A 15,313-nucleotide genomic window follows, 5' to 3' on the forward strand; every position below is an offset into this window, starting at 1 on the left:
GAGGGGAGGGGTAAACGGCGCCGGGGAAAGTCGTAAGTACACACACCGGGCGGCGTGGTGGCGAATCCGTCATCCGACCATGGGGAAGGGCACGCGAAGGGGCTCGACGGCCAGGCCGCCGAGCCCCTCGTCAGTCACTCACCGGGCCGGGTGCACCCGGCCCGTCGCGGCCCGCGTCAGCCCGGGAGCTGGCCGCTGCAGTTGACCAGCCAGGCGCCGAGCTCCGGGGAGTGGTCGCCGCCGTGGTTCGAGGCGTTGTAGGCCCGGCTGACCGCGTTCTTGATGGAGCCGCCGGTGGCCGGGCCGACGACGCCGTCCGGGCTCAGGCTGTGGCCGCTCTGGTAGTGCACGACGGCGTTGTAGGTGAGGCCGCCGAAGTCGTTGTCGACCTGGAGACCGGCGCTGTCCACGTAGTTGAGGCCCTGCTGGAGGCAGCCGACGGCCGAGCCGGAGCTGCCCTTCGCGAGGGTGCTCGCGGCGCTGGCGGAACCGGCGGTCAGGGCGACGACGGCGGTCGCGCCCACGGCCAGGGCGGCGGCGCGGCGGGTCCAGGTGTTGATGCGCATGATCAGTGCCTCTCCTTGAGTTCCGGCTGGCGCCGGCCCCTCGCGGATCGTCGTCCGCCGCGGGGCCGGCGTGGCTTCGCTGGTGACGACGATGCTCCGATCGGCGCGCCGGAGCCAGGAATTCGCCCCTGGTCGAAACCCTTGCCCCCGGCCCGCCGGTCTGCCCTGCGGGGACGGTCTCTGCCCGGGACCGTGCGGAGCCGGCACGCTCCGACACACCGCCGTCCCCGGCCCCGCGACGGTGCGGGAGCCGGGGACGGCGGCGGGGAGGAGGGGTCAGCGGTCGGCCTGATAGCCGTTGATCTTGCTCAGCGGGCCCTTGGTGCCGTCCTCGTAGACCGGCTGCTTCTGGACGTCGCCGTAGATCTGGAAGAGCTTCTTGGCCGGGTCGGCGGCGGTGGGGTTGCAGTTCGGGTAGCCGACGTACCAGTAGATGCTGGCCACGCCGTCGCCGTCGACGGCCGGCGAGACGGTGGTGTAGAAGGTCACCAGCCCGATCTTGGCCGGGTTCGGCCCGTTCGGGTCGTGCAGTTCCCAGGCGCCGGAGACGGTGGCGGAGGCGGCGTTCGGGGCGACGGTCAAGGTCATGTCGTCGTTGAACTGGACGGACGAGATGCCGAGCCACGTGCTGATCACGTCGTCGAAGACGTACGCCCGCGCCGGGTAGGTGTAGTCGGCGACGTTGCCGCCGCACTGGCCCGCGGCCCGCGTCTGCGCCTGTACGGGCGCGGCCAGCGCGAGCGAGCCGGCGGTGGCCATGACGGCGGCCGAGACGGCCACGCGTCTGAGCATCCTTGTGTGCTTCATGCTCCCAGAATCCTTCGTTCGTTGGCGAAGTGCCCTTGGGATCAACCCTGTTCGCCCGCCTTGACCGCCGCAATCCCCGTGCGCCGAACAGCCGAACAGCCGACACCCGTCCGCCCGGACCCGAACGGCCGAGAGCCCCGCACGGATTCGCGCGGGGCCCTCGGCGGTCACGACAAAACGGTCACGGCAAAAGGTCACGACAAAACAAAGCGGCCGGTTGATCCGAAGATCAACCGGCCGTTCGCTGTGCGCGAGGGGGGAGTTGAACCCCCACGCCCTTTCGGGCACTGGAACCTGAATCCAGCGCGTCTGCCTATTCCGCCACCCGCGCATCTGGGTGATGAGGAAAACTATAGACCATCCGGAGGGGTACCTCCGACCACCTCCGGGCAGACGGCCGGGGGCTACTCCGCTCCCAGGATTCGGAGGCCGTGCTCCTTCTGGAAGTACGCGTAGTCCTTCAGGTTCAGCGTCGCCAGCGGAAGGTCGTAGGTGAGACAGCAGGCCGCGATCCACATGTCGTTGACGGGACGCGGAAGACCGGCCTTCAGGCCGGCCGCCGAGAGCCTGCCCCAGGTCGCGGCCACCGCTTCGTCGCCGGGGAGAACCGGGATGCCGGAGATCCAGTCCGCGAGCTCCTGCCGACGCCTCCCTCCCCAGTCGCGAACCTCACTCCACTTCGCCAGTTCCCCGAAAGTGACGAACGTGATCACCGGTCGACGGCCCACCAGGCGACTGGCCAGCGGATCCGCCAACCTGCGCTTGTGCGTCAGGGACGCGACGTCGGTGTCAAGAATGACAGGCTGCACCTTGCTCCCTCAGGCCACGTTCCGCTGGCGTTCGGCGCGGACGAACGCCAGGAACTCGTCGAGCTCTTCGTCCGACTCGAAAGTGTCGGCCTGGAGCTCATCGAGGGACCGTATGGGCTGCGTGTTCTTGGCTGCCAGCAGTTCCTCGACCGTGACTCGGGGGCGCGCGGGCGGGTAGATCGGGCGTTCAACTTCCGAGGCGCTCATGAGTGGCCTCCCGCAAGTGATCGGCTAGGGCTTACGAAAGCCATGATAGAGCCCGATCACACCGGGTGATGCCTTCGCTACCCGTCCGCCGCCCCTGGGCTCCGCAGGCGGGGAGCGGCCATGGCGGTGTCTCCGTCCGCGGCCGCTCAGGCCTGGAACTCGTCGATGACGACGGCACCGGTCGGACCGTACGTCTCCAGGGACTCCAGCACGTCGCCCGCCTCGTGGAGGCTGACGATGCGGGTATAGACCATCCGGAGGGGCACTTCCGACCACCTCCGGGCAGACGGCGGGAGACCGGGCCTACGCCGGGGGCCGGGGGTGCTGGGGCGCGGGGGTGCGGAAGTGACGGGCGAGGTAGCCGAGCCAGGCCTGCTCGAAGCTCTCGGCGAGTTGTGACTCGGGGGCGAACAGGTCGAAGGCGTGGTACGCGCCGGGGTAGAGGTGGAGTTCGACGGGGACGCCGTGGGCGCGCAGGCGCATGGCGTAGTCGAGGTCCTCGTCGCGGAAGGAGTCGAGTTCGCCGACGGCGACGAAGGTGGGCGGCAGTCCGCCGAGGTCGGCCGCGCGGGCGGGGGCGGCGTACGGGCTGACCTGGTCGGTTCCGGCGCGGTCGCCCAGGATCGCCCGCCAGGCGAGGAGGTTGGTGGCGCGGTCCCAGATGCCGAGGTCGGTGATCTCGTGGCTGGACGCGGTCCGGTTCCGGTCGTCGAGCATGGGGTACATCAGCGCCTGGAACAGCGGCGTGGGGCCGCCGTGGTCGCGGACCAGCAGGGCGGTGGCCGCCGCGACTCCCCCGCCGCCGCTCTGGCCGCCGATGCCGATCCGGGTGGCGTCCAGGCCGAGTGCCCGCGCCTCGTGGAGGAGCCACCGGTGGGCGGTGTGCCCGTCCTCGGCGGCACCGGGGGCGGGGGTCTCCGGGGCGAGCCGGTAGTCGACGGCGGCGACGGCGCAGCCGAGCCGTGTGCTGAGCCGCTTGAGCCAGGGGTCGTCCTGGGCGGCGAAGCCGAGCACCTGCCCGCCGCCGTGGAACCAGAGCAGGACCGGCAGCGGGCCGGGCCCGGCGGTGGTGGGCCGCAGCAGGCGGATCGGTACGTCCGGGCCGTCGGCCCGGGTCGCGCGGTGTTCGGTCACGGTGACCGACGGGTCGTCGGGGGTGGAGTCGGCGACGGCCGCGGCGAAGGCGCGGAGGGTCTCGCGGGTCGCGGGGATGTCGGTCAGGTCGAACGCGCCGTTGGGGGTCATCGGGACGGCGTCGAGGGCCCGGCGCAGTTCCGGGTCGACCAGCAGGCGGGGAACGGGCATGGTCGTGCTTCCTTCCACCGGTGCTCAGGCCCGGAACTCGTCGATGACGACGACGCCGGTCGGCCCGTACGTCTCCAGGGACTCCAGCACGCCACTCGCCTCGTGGAGGCCGACGGTGCGGGTGACGATGCGGCCGGGGTTGAGGCGGCCGGCCTCGATCATGTTGAGCATGGTGCCGAAGCGCTGGCCCTGCATGCCGAAGGCGCCCAGGAACTCCAGTTCCTTGACCATCATCACGTCGATCGGTAGCCCGACGTCGCCCTTCTCCGCACCGGTGGTGTGGCCGAGTTGGAGGTGGCGGCCGCGCGTGCGCAGGGAGAGGACGGAGTTGCGGCAGGCCTCGGCGATGCCGACGGCGTCGACGGACACGTGGGCGCCGCCCCGGGTGAGGGTCCTGACCGCCTCGGCCGGGTCGTCGGTGGCGGCGTTGACGGTGTGGACGGCGCCCAGGGCGCGGGCGGCGTCCAGCTTCTCCTCGGAGATGTCGACGGCGATGACGTTGGCGCCGGTGGCGGCCGCGATCTCCACCGTGGACAGGCCCATGCCGCCGCCGGCCCCGTACACGGCGACCCACTCCCCGCCACGCACGCGGGCCTGGTCGACGACGCCGTGGAAGGCGGTCATGTAGCGGCAGGCGAGGGCGGCGACATCGACGAATCCGACGGCCTCCGGCACCCGGACGAGGTTGACGTCGGCGAAGCGGACCATGACGTACTCGGCGAAGGCACCCCAGTAGGAGACGCCGGGGACGAGCGAGTCCACGTGCTCGCACACGTGCTGGTTGCCGCTGCGGCACATCTCGCAGGAGCCCTCGCCGGGGTTCATCGGGAAGATGACCCGGTCGCCGTCCCGCCAGTCCCGAACGTCCCGGCCGACCTCCACGACGGTGCCGGCGAACTCGTGGCCGAGGACGAACGGGGGCTTGACCTGCGGCCCTCCCGTCCAGAAGTCCCCGGCCCACAGGGCCCAGTCGGTGCGGCAGATCCCGTTGGCGCCGACCCGCACGATGGCGCCGTCGGGCGGGCAGACGGGGTCGGGCACGTCACGGATGACGAGGGGCTGGTGGAGTTCTTCGATGACTGCGGCGCGCATGGACGCGACCTCCTCAGGGAAAGTCCACCGGTTCAAGTGGTGGACCTTGAAGCTATGCGCCCGCTTCGCCGCGTGTCAACCGCTTAGAGTGGTGGACATGAGTAACGAGGACGGCCGACGAGAAGGGCGCCAGCGCGCCAAGACCGACTTCCGGTTCGACGACGCACGGCTGTGCTTCGCCTTCGCCGGCACGCTCGCCGACCGCGGCAAGGAGCTGCACGTCGAGCGGCTCGCCGAACCGGAGGACCTGAGCCGGTGGAGCGTGGAGAGCGGCTGCACGACGGTGGCGCCGAGGTGCGACGAGGCCGAGCTGGAGGGAGCGAGGCGGCTGCGCGAGGCGATCCAGCGGACGGGCGTCGCACTGGCGGAGGGGGCGCCGCCCGCGCCCGAGGACGTCGCGGTGGTCAACGGCGCTGCGGCCGAGGCGACTTCGGTACCGGTGCTCGCTGCGGACGGGGCATCCGTGCGGTGGGACGGAGACGGGATCGCGGCCGTGCTGTCGATGGTCGCGCGGGACCTGATCGCGCTCTGCGCGTCCGACGAGCAGCGGACGCGCGTGCGCATCTGCGGAAACCCCGACTGCGGAACGCCGTTCGTGGACACGTCGAGGGCGGGCGCGCGGCGCTGGTGCTCGATGAAGACCTGCGGCGCACTCGCGAAGAAGCGCGCCTACCGGGCGAAGGCGAAGTAGTCAGGGGCGGGGAACGCCTCGGGGCGGGGCGCCGGTTGGCGCCCCGCCCCGAGGGAGGGATGTGGAGGGGTGACTCAGCCCTCGATCGGCAACTCGCCGGCGCGGACCGCCGCGACGAAGGCGTTCCAGGAGGAGTCGGGGAAGAGGAGGGAGGGGCCGCCGGGGTCCTTCGAGTCACGCACCGGGACGGCGCCGGGCAGGAAGCCGAGGGCCACCTCGATGCAGTCGCCGCCGTCGTTGTGGCTGTAACTGCTCTTCTGCCAGACCGGCAGCGCCACCTCGATGCAGTCGCCGCCGTTGTCCCCGCTGTAGCTGCTCTTCCGCCAGATCAACACAGCCAGCTCCTTGGGGAGTTCTACTCCGGGAAGTCGCCCGTACGGACGGCCGCTACGAAGGCTTCCCAGGCCGAGGCCGGGAAAACGAGGGCCGGGCCCTGCGGGTCCTTGGAGTCACGCACCGGAACGAGGCCGGGGAATCCGGGGGCTACCTCGATGCAGTTGCCGCCGTTGTCGCCGCTGTAGCTGCTCTTCCGCCAGGCGATCACGGCGAGCTCGTTGCTCATCATCTTTGAAACCCTCCAGCGCCTCGGCGATCAGCCGAAGCGAGTCACTCTCCGACAGACACTCGGCGCGGAGCTGATCATAGCGACGCTGATGCTTGGCCACGATGTCAGGAGCATCGCTCATATGCCCCTGATCAAGGCTCTCCGAGTACACCGAGCGCTGCCCATCCGGCAGCTCCAGCAACACCATGGCTGTGTTGAAGACGACCCGACGGCACGAGAACGGCGCCACCTGAATGATGATGTTCGGGAGCTGGGCCATTTCCAGCAGGTGCTCCATCTGCTTTCTCATCACACTCGGCCCACCTACGACCGTTCGAATAGCGCTCTCGTCGAGAATGACAAGCAGCAGCGGCCCATCGGGTTCGAGGAAGCGGTCCCGCCGACTGAGCCGAGCCCTGGTCAGCTCCTCAATCTCCTCCGAGTTTCCAGCCGCAACTCCATGAGCGAAGAGCGCCTGCGCGTACTGCCTGCACTGCAGCGGGCCGTAAATCATGCTGTCCTGATATGCGCGCACCCCAACCGCGATAGCCTCCCGGTCCACGTGCTCCTGGAACCAGTCCGGGTGCTCGATCGCGGCGCTCCAGTCCACCCAGCCGTACAACCGCGTGAGCAGTTCGGTGGCGTTCAGCAACTCCCCGAGCTGCGCGAGCTCCTCGAGCGACGGCTTCCGCCGTCCGCCCTCCATCCGCGAGATCACCGTGCGGTCGAGGTGCATCTTCCTGCCCAGGTCCTCCTGGCGGTAGCCCATCGCCGCGCGCGCGTGGCGGATCTCCTCGCCGAACATGATGGCGGAGCTCGCCGTCGGTCCGTGCCCGGTCTTCCTCTGTGCCATGACTGCCCCCAGCTGTGCTGCGCGTGCCCAACACGCGGATTTGGGGACCACGGTATCCCCACAGGCCGATCATTGTTACCGGAACGCAGTCATCTGCATGCGCAGCGTGAACCGTGCGCTCCTGTCGCACGCCCCCCTCCGCCCCCGTGAGGTGCTCCCCCATGCTCTCGTCCCGCAGGCCCCGCGCGTTCGTCGCGCACCTCGACTCCCGCGCCGAATCCACGCCCCTGGCGCGCTACCTGCTCCGCGCGTACCTCTCCGGGCTGCCCTCCGGCGACCGCTACGCGGACACCGCCGAGCTGCTCCTCGGCGAACTGTTCGCCAATGCCGTCCAGCATTCCGACGCGCCGGACGACCGCCACATCGAGATCCGCATCGCCCTGATCAACTCCCGCCTGCGGCTGGAGGTCCACGACGCCGGCAGCGGCCTGCCGTCCCTCCACACCCCCACCGCCTGCGACGAGCACGGGCGCGGCCTGTTCCTCGTCAACAAGCTCGCCGAGCGCTGGGGCTGCACCTCCCGTCCCGACGGCATCGGCAAGTTCGTCTGGGTCCTCGTCGCCCCCGCGCCCGCCACCGCCCTCGCCTGAAAGCCCGAACCCCCATGCACCTCACGACCCTGGCCCGGCACGCCCTCTCCCGTGGCGCCACCCCGGCCGCGGCCTTCGCCCTGATCGCCCGCCTGGGCCACCCGCCCCTGCCCGTCGCGCGCGCCGTCTGCCTCGCCCTCGACATCCCCCTCGCCGAGACCACCCGCCGCCTGGCCGAGTGCTACGACGCCCTGCTCTCGAACCCCCGCCCGGACTCCGAGAACGACACCGGTGAACTCCTCGAAGCCCTCGGTGTCTTCGACGTCCCCAAGTCGCTCACCGACACCGAACTCACCGTCGTCGAACACTTCCTGGCCGCCATCGACGCCCACGGCAGCCTCCGCCCCGGCCACCGTCACGGCCTCCAGCGCTGGTTCACCACCGGCAACCTCACCACGGCCTACCTCTCCCTGGCCGCCGCCCACCCCATGCCCCGCACCGGCGACCCCGCCCTGTACTGGGCCACGCTCGTCACCGCCGGCGAACTCCTCACCGCCGCCCCCGGCCCCGACAGCCGCATCAAGTACGCCCTCTCCCACTGCCGCACCCAGGCAGCCCGCACCTGAACGCCCTGCGTGGGAAGTCGGCGGGGCCGACTTCCCACGAACCGGTCACCGGCACACCGGATCGACGATCCGGTGATCAGGGCGAGGTGCCCGGACGCGGGCGCCCGGACCGCACGATTACGGAATCGTCAGCACCTGACCGACGTTCACCAGGTCCGGGTCGTCGATGCCGTTGGCCTGGGCGATCTCCAGGTAGCGGCTGCCGTCACCGTAGAAGCGCTCGGCCACGGCCCACAGGGAGTCCCCGGGCTCGACGGTGTAGGTCTGCACCGCGACGGGCTCCGGGGTCGGGACCGGCTCCGGCTCCGCGACCGGAGCCGGGGCCGAGACCGGGGCCTCGGCGGCGAGGGGGAAATCGGTGTTGGTGTCCGTCGCCCACCGCGCCCCGCCGTCCCGGGCGTACAGCACCACGTTGCGGTCGGCCTGCACGACCAGGCGGTCGACATCCTGGCCGTCGGTCCCGGTGGACCACGCCGCACCGTCGCCCTTGTAGAGCACGAAGTTGCCGTCATCCTGGAGCACGGCCCGCTCGACGCCCTGGTTCTGGGTCTCGGTCGCCCACACGACGGCGCCCGGCTCGGAGAGCACCAGGTTCCCGTCCCCCTGGAGGGTCAGCGTGTAGGCACCGCCGGTCAGGGACTGGCCGAGACCGAGTTCATTGCCAGCGTACAGAGTGTCACTCATGGATATTCCTTTCGGATAAGGGACTTGGCGTCTTCGCGCCCGGCTAGCGGCACGTCAGAGAGAGGCAGCCTCACCGCCGCCGGCGCACGAACACCAGTCCTTGGACTCTAGGTGCCATCGGGGTTTGCACACAATTCACCGCATCGGGTGACATCCCCGGCACGGCGGCCGCGCCCCTGCGGCCGCCCGCGACTGCCCCCCGATCACCCCGCCCCGCACGAGAAGTCGGCCCCGCCGACTTCCTGTGCGGCACGGTCTCCCCCGGCCCGGCCGCCGGCGGTCCACCCCGTACGCGGCTGCCGGGCCTTCACTCGTGGTCGCGCAGGAAGGCCGGAATCCCCTCGCGGGTCGGGGAGTTCGGCAGGGGCGCCGGCTGGTCCTGGAGGAACGCGCCGATCACGGCCGCGGCCCGGTCGTTGTTGCCGTCGAGGCCGTTCCACATGTGGTGCCCGACCCCCGGCATGAACTGGGTGCGCTGGATCGCGGGGTCGGCGGCGAGGACGGCGGTCGCCCATTGGCGGACCTGCGAGGAGCACTCGGCGATCATCAGCATCGCGGGGGTCCCGGACCGCCCCAACTGCGGTGCGATGGACGCCGAGTCCCTGACCGTCCGCTGGACGCGGAGGCTGGCGGCGGGGCTGAAGGAGAAGTTCCGCGCGCTGTCCTCGGCGGGGATGCGGTGCGCGTCGCGCGCGCAGTAGGCGGATGCGGTGTCGCCGCCCAGGTCGGCGGCGGTGAAGGCGTTGTCGCCCTCGGCCTGTCCGATCAGCCCGGTGCCGGGGCTGAGGAGTCCGAGTCGCAGCAGGCCGAACGCCACCGCGTAGCGGGGGACGTGCGTCGACCGCGGCCCGGTCGGGTCCAGGGCGAGGCCGCGCGCGGATTCGCGGCCCCGGTGCCCGGCGATCCGCGCGGTGGGGCCGTCCATCGGGCCGGGTTCGGCGATGACCGCCCGGTGCACGCGCGCGGCGGTTCCGGGGTCGGCCAGGGCCCGGGTGAGCACGACCGCGCCCGACGAGAACCCGAGGACGTCGACCGCGCCCGCGCCCAGGCGGTCGACGAAGGCGCCGAGGTCGCGGACCGACCGGTCGGCCGTGTACTGGTCCATGGGGAGCAGGCCGCTGCGTCCGCCACCGGGCTGCTCGTAGGCGTAGACGTCGTAGCCCTGCCCCGCCAGGAGTTGCAGGAACCGGTGGTCGAGCAGCGAAATGCCGCGCACCGGACCGCCGTTGAGGTACACGAGCGGGACGGGGTGCCGGGGGCCGGGCCCGGCGGGCGGGTAGTGGTACACCGCGACGCTGCTGCCGGTGTCCAGGCTCCAGTGCTCCGTGGCCACGAACGGCAGGTCCGGCGGGTACTGCCGGGCCGTGGGCACGGTCGGGACGCAGACCGGCGCCGCCAGCGCCGCCGCGACGACCACCGGCAGGAACGGCACGAGCCGGGCCGCCCGGGCGCGGCCTCGGCTCCGGCTCCGGCTCCGGCTCCGGCACCGTGCGAGGGCGGTCCCGGCCGCGAGGACCGGCAGCCAGGCGGCGAGCCCCGAGCCCGCGCCGTCCGTGAGGACGACCAGGGCGAGGAAGGCGAGGACCGACGCCACGACGGCGGCCAGGGCCGACAGCGAACGGGCCGCGCGGCGTAAGAGGGTCGCGGGCAGGGCGAACGGGGACAAGGTGGAGCCCTCCTTGTTTCGTAACGCTGTTTCAAAACGACGTTATCAAAGGCGGTAGGCTCCCCGTCATGGGAAGGCCGAAGACGAACGACGAGACCGTCGGAGAGCGCCTCGTGGCATGCGCGACCGAATGGCTCGCCACCCGCCCGCAGGAGACCGTCACCGTCCGGGCCGTCGCCGCGGCCGCCGGGACCTCGACGACGGCGGTGTACTCCCTCTTCGGCGGCAAGGACGGACTGATCTCGGCCGTCCGCGACCAGGCCGTCGCCGGCCTGTTCCGCGCCGTCGCGGACGTACCCACCTCCGCGGACCCCCTCGCCGACATCTACGCCCTCGCCACGGCCTACCGGCACTGGGGGCTCGAACACCGCCACCTGTACACGGTGCTGTTCGGCGGGGTGCAGTCCTTCAAACCGTCGGACACGGTCGGCACCAGTGACCCCGTCCGACCGCTCACCGCCGCGATCGACCGGGCCGTCGCGGAGTCCGTCCTCGACGGCCCGGCACCCTCGATCGCCCTCTCGCTCTGGGTGACCCTGCACGGGCTCGTCACCCTCGAACTCGCCGGAGCCCTCGACGCCCCCACCGCGCGGGCCGCGTTCAAGTCGACGATCCACGCCGCACTGCGCGGCTGGACGACCCCCGCGGTGTTCCGCGGACTCCGCGAAGCCGAACCCACCCCCTGACGGGCCCGCCCCGCGCGCGCGAGAAGTCGGACCGGCCGACTTCTCGTGCACGCGGGCGGTGGACGCCGAGGGCTTGCCCGTACGGTCCGGCCCTGGTCCGCCCCTGGGCAGGGGCGAGCCCAGGGCCGCTGTCAGTAGCGGTTCGTACGCTCCCCGCGTGAACATCGACGACCTCTCCTGGCAAGCGCACAACCTCGGCGGCGTCCACCCGCGCATGGCGCAGACCCTCCTCGACCTGGGCCAGGTGGAGCTGCTCGCCCGGGCGGCGCAGGAGCGCGGGGACTGGAACTGCGCGAAGGCGGCGGCACTGGAGCTGGGCACGGCCGGGGAGTTCGATCGGGCGCTGGCACTCCTGGACCCGTTCACGGACATCGGCTGGCGGGCCGCCGAGTGGGCCACCGCCGAGGTCATGATCCGGCAGGGCGAGGCCGACGAGGCCCTCGCGATGGTGCGCCCGGACGCGGCCGAGCTGGACGACGCCCACGTGTGCGTGCGCTACGCCGAGTTGTCGGCGAAGGCCGGGCGGATCGACGAGGCCATCGAGGTGCTCACGCCCCACCTCGGGGCGTCCTGGCCGCTGTCGTGCCTGGTCGAGGCGACCGAGGGCCAGGGAGCGGACGACCAGGTCCTCGACGTGCTCGCCCAGGCCGCGGAGCGCGCGGGGACCGAGCCCACGGACTCGCTGGAGCGGTGGCAGGTGCTGCTCCTGACCGCCCGGGTCCTGGAACGCGCCGGGCGAACCGACGAGGCCGTCCAGACCCTGCGCACCGAAGCGGCCGCCGGCCGGCACCACCCCGTCAACTTCCCCGAGTACCACGCGGAACTCCTCGCCCGGCAGGGCCTGATCGAGGAGCTGGCATCCCTCGCCGCCGACCAGCCCTACGCCGCCTTCGACGCGTACGCGAAGGCACTGGAGGACGCGGGGCGCGCACCCGAGGCCGAGACCCTGCTGCGCGAACGCATCGAGGCCCACGACCTCTCGAACGACCGCGCGGCGCTGATGGACCTCCTCGTCCGCCAGGGCAGGATCGACGAAGCCGTCGAGACCGGCCGGCCCACCTTCGACTACTACGACTGCGGGAACCTCCTCCACCGGACACTGGACCTGCTCGTCGACGACGGCCGCCCCGACCGCGCGCTCGAACTCGTGGAAGGGCTCACCGGCCCGTACGCCGAAGGGCACCCGGACGACGTCCTCCAGCTGCGGCTCCGGCTGCTCGGCGAGGCCGGCCGCTGCCCGCAGGGCATCGCGGAGGCCACCGCCCTCAACGAACGGCAGCCCGGCGCGTGGGACACCTCGCTGGCACGGCTGCTGGAGCTGGACGGCCGACTGGAGGAGGCCGTCGCGCTCCTCCGCGCGTCCACCCACTACCGGGCCACCCTCGACCTGGCCGACATGCTGCTCCGGAACGGCCGCCCCGCCGAGGCCCTCGCCGCCATCCCCACCATCGCCGAGGAACGCGCGGCCGCCGAACGGCGGGGGTGGTGACAGAACCCTTCCGGCGAAAGTCGGGTGACCCCGCCGACGGCGGCGGCGACACTGGCGCCATGACTGGTTCCGCACCGCCTCGACTGCTTCGACCGCGTGCCCTGGCGCCCGGAGACCTCGTCGTCATCGCCGCGCTGTCCGGTCCGCTGCCGCCCGCGTACGAGCCCAACGTCCAGCGGACGGTGGCCGTGCTGGAGCGGATGGGATTCCGCGTGCGCCGGGCTCCGCTCCTCGAAGCGGGCCGCCGCCACTGGTGGAGCGCGGCCACCCCGGCGGAGATCGCCGGGGAGCTCAACGCCCTCCTGCGCGATCCCGAGGTGCGCGCGATCGTCGCCAGTGACGGCGGTCAGACGGCGCTCGGCTACCTCGACCTGATCGACGTCGAGGCGATCAGGGCCGACCCCAAGCCGATCCTCGGCTACAGCGACATCTCCCTGCTGCACCTGGTGCTCCACTCGCGCACGGGCCTGGTCGGGTTCCACGCCGACATGGCCGTCCCCGGCTTCGGCGGACACTGGCGGTCCGCGCCCGCGGCGCGCCAGGCTGAACTCGAGGCGCTCTACGCCAGGTTGCTGACCGGCACCGAGGCGATCGGCGCACTGCCCGCGAGCCCGTCATGGGAGTGCTGGCGTCCCGGCCGTGTCGAAGGGCCGCTGATCGGCGGGTTGATCAACCGGATCGTGCTGGCGCAGGCGACGCCCTTCGCGCTGCCGCTCGAACGGTTCGACGGTGCGGTGCTGTTCTGGGAGGAGATGGGCGGCCTGGCCTCGTACGTGTGGAGCTACCTGCACGTGATGCGGCACAGCGGCATCCTCGACCGGATCGCCGGCATGGTCGTGGGCGTCCCGCGCGAGATCGACGGCCTCGAACCCGGCGCGTCCCCGACCCTGCGCGAGATCGTCCTCGACGTCCTCGGGGACCGTGACATCCCGGTCCTGGGCAACGTCGACCTCGGGCACGCCGGCCCGAACCTGCCGATGCCGGTCGGCGTCCGCGTCGGCCTCGACGCGCGGCAGCGGACGCTCGCTCTGCTCGAACCGGCGGTGGGGCCCCACGAGCCGACCAAGGGAGCCCCGCGCCGCACGACGTAGCCCCGGCGTATGACCCGGTACCCCGTGGGGGCTACGAACGACAACAGGACGGTTACCTCGACGGGTTGATCCGACACGGAGCCTCGGGACCCTAGCGTCTGTCCCATGAAACGCAATCGCCGTATCAGCGCAGTCGCGGTGCTGACGCTCGCCGCCCTCGCCACCGGAACCGGCGCCGGGTTCGCCGCCACGGCCGGACCGTCGGCCGCACCGGTGGCCACGCGCGCGTTCGACACCGCACCGGCCGCGGCCGCCGCACCCGCGCGGACCTTCCAGGGCGCGCTCCCCGCGCCGACCGGCCCCTACGCCGCCGGCGAGGACGTCATCCACCTCACCGACACGAGCCGCCTCGACCCGTGGGTGCCGTCATCCGGCCCCCGCCAACTGGCCGTCACGATGGTCTACCCGGCCGTCCCCGGGACCGGGACCCCGGCCCCTTACATGTCCCTCGGCGAGGCAACCGGAATCGTCCAGCGGCAGAACCTGCCGGCGAGCTCCGGCATCACCCCACAGACCATCGCCGGCGTCACCACGCACGCCTTCGACGGCGCGCGGCCGCAGCCCGGCAAGTATCCGCTGGTGGTCCTCTCACCCGCGTACGAGGACCCGCGCGTCACGCTCACCGCGCTCGCGACCGACCTCGCCAGTCACGGCTACGTCGTCGCGCTCGTCGGCGACACCTACGAGGACAGCGGCGAGACGCTGGCGAACGGCCAGACGACGCCGTGCGCGATCTGCGGCGACCCGTCGCGGATCGACTCCATCCCCACCAACCGCGCGCGGGACGTGTCCTTCCTGATCGACCAGTTGACGCACGGCAATACCGCGTGGCGCCTGGCACACCTCATCGACAAGCACGAGATCGGCATGGCCGGACACTCCATCGGCGGAGCGGCGGCCTCCGCCGCGATGGTCGCCGACCCGCGCGTACGGGCCGGCGTGAACATGGACGGCGCCTTCAAGCCGGTCCCGACGCCCGGCCAGATCAACCGGCCGTTCCTCATGCTGGGTACGCCCGACAACCACCCGGCCGGTGGCGGCGACACCACGTGGGGGCAGGCCTGGGACGCCCTCGGCGGCTACAAGAAGTGGCTGACGGTCGCCGGCGCCGACCACTTCAGCTTCAGCGACCTGGACCTGCTGCACGAGCAGGCCGGGTTCCCAGCGCCGCCCCTCTCCCCGGCACGCGGGGTGGAGATCACCCGCGAGTACGTGACGGCGTTCTTCGACCGGACGCTGAAGGGGATCGACGGTCCGCTGCTGGACGGCCCCTCGCCGGACAATCCGGAAGTGGTCTTCCAGCGCTAGGGCGGCGCCGGACTAGCCCCGCTGGGCGACCAGCCAGGCGAGCAGGCCGGTCACGGTGGCACCGCCCGCCGCCGTGGCCATGCCCCGGACGAAGTACAGGGCGACGGTGCGCCGGACGACCCGCCACCGACGGCTCCGTCCGGCCACCTCGCCACTCCGTCCCGCCCCACCGGGCCGACCGTGCTCGAACATCGCGCTCCTCCTCATCCCTTGGACGGCCGCCTCTCACGGCCTGGATCAACCCTGGCGGCGGACGGAGGCAGCACCGCGCCCGGTCGATGAGACCGGATGAAACCGGAGGCCTGCCGCCAGGAACCCGTGTTCAACTGACAGAACCGCCCCGCCACTTCATGATGGAC

At 72.0% G+C, this 15,313-nt stretch carries 19 protein-coding genes and 1 tRNA gene; 7 read left to right on the forward strand and 13 right to left on the reverse strand.

What is annotated here, in order from left to right; all coding sequences use genetic code 11:
- Positions 1-176 precede the first annotated feature (176 nt).
- From ACWDCZ_RS15820 to ACWDCZ_RS15850, 7 genes are all read right to left on the reverse strand, one after another.
- Entirely contained in the window at positions 177-566 is a 390-nt protein-coding gene (locus ACWDCZ_RS15820) for a peptidoglycan-binding domain-containing protein (RefSeq protein ID WP_117489846.1), read from the reverse strand.
- A 276-nt stretch (positions 567-842) separates the two neighbouring features.
- On the reverse strand, positions 843-1,373 hold the full coding sequence (locus tag ACWDCZ_RS15825) for a hypothetical protein (protein WP_159028326.1): 531 nt from the start codon (positions 1,371-1,373) through the stop codon (positions 843-845).
- 247 nt (positions 1,374-1,620) lie between these two features.
- Positions 1,621-1,704 (reverse strand) — tRNA-Leu (locus ACWDCZ_RS15830).
- Between the two features lie 73 nt (positions 1,705-1,777).
- A complete protein-coding gene (locus ACWDCZ_RS15835; RefSeq protein ID WP_049649392.1) occupies positions 1,778-2,182 on the reverse strand; it encodes a type II toxin-antitoxin system VapC family toxin in 405 nt (134 codons plus the stop codon).
- 9 nt (positions 2,183-2,191) lie between these two features.
- The gene (locus ACWDCZ_RS15840) at positions 2,192-2,389 is read right to left on the reverse strand and encodes a hypothetical protein (RefSeq protein WP_049649391.1); all 198 of its coding nucleotides are present in this window, start codon (positions 2,387-2,389) and stop codon (positions 2,192-2,194) included.
- 303 nt (positions 2,390-2,692) lie between these two features.
- Positions 2,693-3,694 (reverse strand): alpha/beta hydrolase, encoded by a 1,002-nt coding sequence (locus tag ACWDCZ_RS15845; protein ID WP_449816169.1) that lies wholly within the window; start codon positions 3,692-3,694, stop codon positions 2,693-2,695.
- A 24-nt stretch (positions 3,695-3,718) separates the two neighbouring features.
- Positions 3,719-4,786: an alcohol dehydrogenase catalytic domain-containing protein gene (locus ACWDCZ_RS15850; protein ID WP_380739181.1), complete on the reverse strand. Its 1,068-nt coding sequence runs from the start codon at positions 4,784-4,786 to the stop codon at positions 3,719-3,721.
- 97 nt (positions 4,787-4,883) lie between these two features.
- On the opposite strand from ACWDCZ_RS15850, the gene ACWDCZ_RS15855 reads away from it, so the two are divergent.
- Positions 4,884-5,477, forward strand: a complete 594-nt coding sequence (locus ACWDCZ_RS15855) for a CGNR zinc finger domain-containing protein (RefSeq protein ID WP_449816170.1) — start codon at positions 4,884-4,886, stop codon at positions 5,475-5,477.
- A gap of 74 nt (positions 5,478-5,551) precedes the next feature.
- On the opposite strand, the gene ACWDCZ_RS15860 is transcribed toward ACWDCZ_RS15855, so the two are convergent.
- The 3 genes from ACWDCZ_RS15860 to ACWDCZ_RS15870 are packed head-to-tail and all read right to left on the reverse strand — an operon-like array spanning position 5,552 to position 6,874.
- On the reverse strand, positions 5,552-5,812 hold the full coding sequence (locus ACWDCZ_RS15860; protein WP_449816171.1) for a DUF397 domain-containing protein: 261 nt from the start codon (positions 5,810-5,812) through the stop codon (positions 5,552-5,554).
- A 20-nt stretch (positions 5,813-5,832) separates the two neighbouring features.
- Positions 5,833-5,970: a DUF397 domain-containing protein gene (locus ACWDCZ_RS15865; protein ID WP_449816193.1), complete on the reverse strand. Its 138-nt coding sequence runs from the start codon at positions 5,968-5,970 to the stop codon at positions 5,833-5,835.
- The gene (locus ACWDCZ_RS15870) at positions 5,927-6,874 is read right to left on the reverse strand and encodes a helix-turn-helix domain-containing protein (protein WP_449816172.1); all 948 of its coding nucleotides are present in this window, start codon (positions 6,872-6,874) and stop codon (positions 5,927-5,929) included. Before ACWDCZ_RS15870 ends, ACWDCZ_RS15865 begins: the two co-directional genes overlap by 44 nt.
- A gap of 161 nt (positions 6,875-7,035) precedes the next feature.
- Here ACWDCZ_RS15870 and ACWDCZ_RS15875 point away from each other — a divergent pair, with 161 nt between their 5' ends.
- Positions 7,036-7,464, forward strand: coding sequence for an ATP-binding protein (locus ACWDCZ_RS15875; RefSeq protein ID WP_449816173.1), 429 nt, complete (start codon positions 7,036-7,038; stop codon positions 7,462-7,464).
- A 14-nt stretch (positions 7,465-7,478) separates the two neighbouring features.
- Positions 7,479-8,030 carry a hypothetical protein gene (locus ACWDCZ_RS15880; protein WP_449816174.1) on the forward strand — a complete coding sequence of 184 codons (552 nt, stop codon included), beginning with the start codon at positions 7,479-7,481 and terminating at the stop codon, positions 8,028-8,030.
- Between the two features lie 117 nt (positions 8,031-8,147).
- Here ACWDCZ_RS15880 and ACWDCZ_RS15885 read toward each other — a convergent pair whose 3' ends face one another.
- Positions 8,148-8,714 (reverse strand): LysM peptidoglycan-binding domain-containing protein, encoded by a 567-nt coding sequence (locus ACWDCZ_RS15885; protein ID WP_449816175.1) that lies wholly within the window; start codon positions 8,712-8,714, stop codon positions 8,148-8,150.
- Positions 8,715-9,021: 307 nt separating this feature from the next.
- Positions 9,022-10,380 (reverse strand): alpha/beta hydrolase, encoded by a 1,359-nt coding sequence (locus ACWDCZ_RS15890; protein WP_449816176.1) that lies wholly within the window; start codon positions 10,378-10,380, stop codon positions 9,022-9,024.
- A gap of 68 nt (positions 10,381-10,448) precedes the next feature.
- On the opposite strand from ACWDCZ_RS15890, the gene ACWDCZ_RS15895 reads away from it, so the two are divergent.
- The 4 genes from ACWDCZ_RS15895 to ACWDCZ_RS15910 all read left to right on the forward strand — a co-directional run bounded on the left by ACWDCZ_RS15895 (position 10,449) and on the right by ACWDCZ_RS15910 (position 14,954).
- Positions 10,449-11,066 (forward strand): TetR-like C-terminal domain-containing protein, encoded by a 618-nt coding sequence (locus ACWDCZ_RS15895; RefSeq protein WP_375873187.1) that lies wholly within the window; start codon positions 10,449-10,451, stop codon positions 11,064-11,066.
- Positions 11,067-11,223: 157 nt separating this feature from the next.
- Positions 11,224-12,555, forward strand: coding sequence for a tetratricopeptide repeat protein (locus ACWDCZ_RS15900; protein WP_449816177.1), 1,332 nt, complete (start codon positions 11,224-11,226; stop codon positions 12,553-12,555).
- Positions 12,556-12,614: 59 nt separating this feature from the next.
- Positions 12,615-13,646, forward strand: a complete 1,032-nt coding sequence (locus ACWDCZ_RS15905; RefSeq protein WP_449816178.1) for a S66 peptidase family protein — start codon at positions 12,615-12,617, stop codon at positions 13,644-13,646.
- Positions 13,647-13,751: 105 nt separating this feature from the next.
- On the forward strand, positions 13,752-14,954 hold the full coding sequence (locus tag ACWDCZ_RS15910; protein ID WP_449816179.1) for an alpha/beta hydrolase family protein: 1,203 nt from the start codon (positions 13,752-13,754) through the stop codon (positions 14,952-14,954).
- A gap of 12 nt (positions 14,955-14,966) precedes the next feature.
- On the opposite strand, the gene ACWDCZ_RS15915 is transcribed toward ACWDCZ_RS15910, so the two are convergent.
- Positions 14,967-15,146 (reverse strand): hypothetical protein, encoded by a 180-nt coding sequence (locus ACWDCZ_RS15915; protein WP_449816180.1) that lies wholly within the window; start codon positions 15,144-15,146, stop codon positions 14,967-14,969.
- Between the last annotated feature and the right edge of the window lie 167 nt (positions 15,147-15,313).

It is taken from the genome of Kitasatospora sp. NPDC001225, from assembly GCF_053597855.1.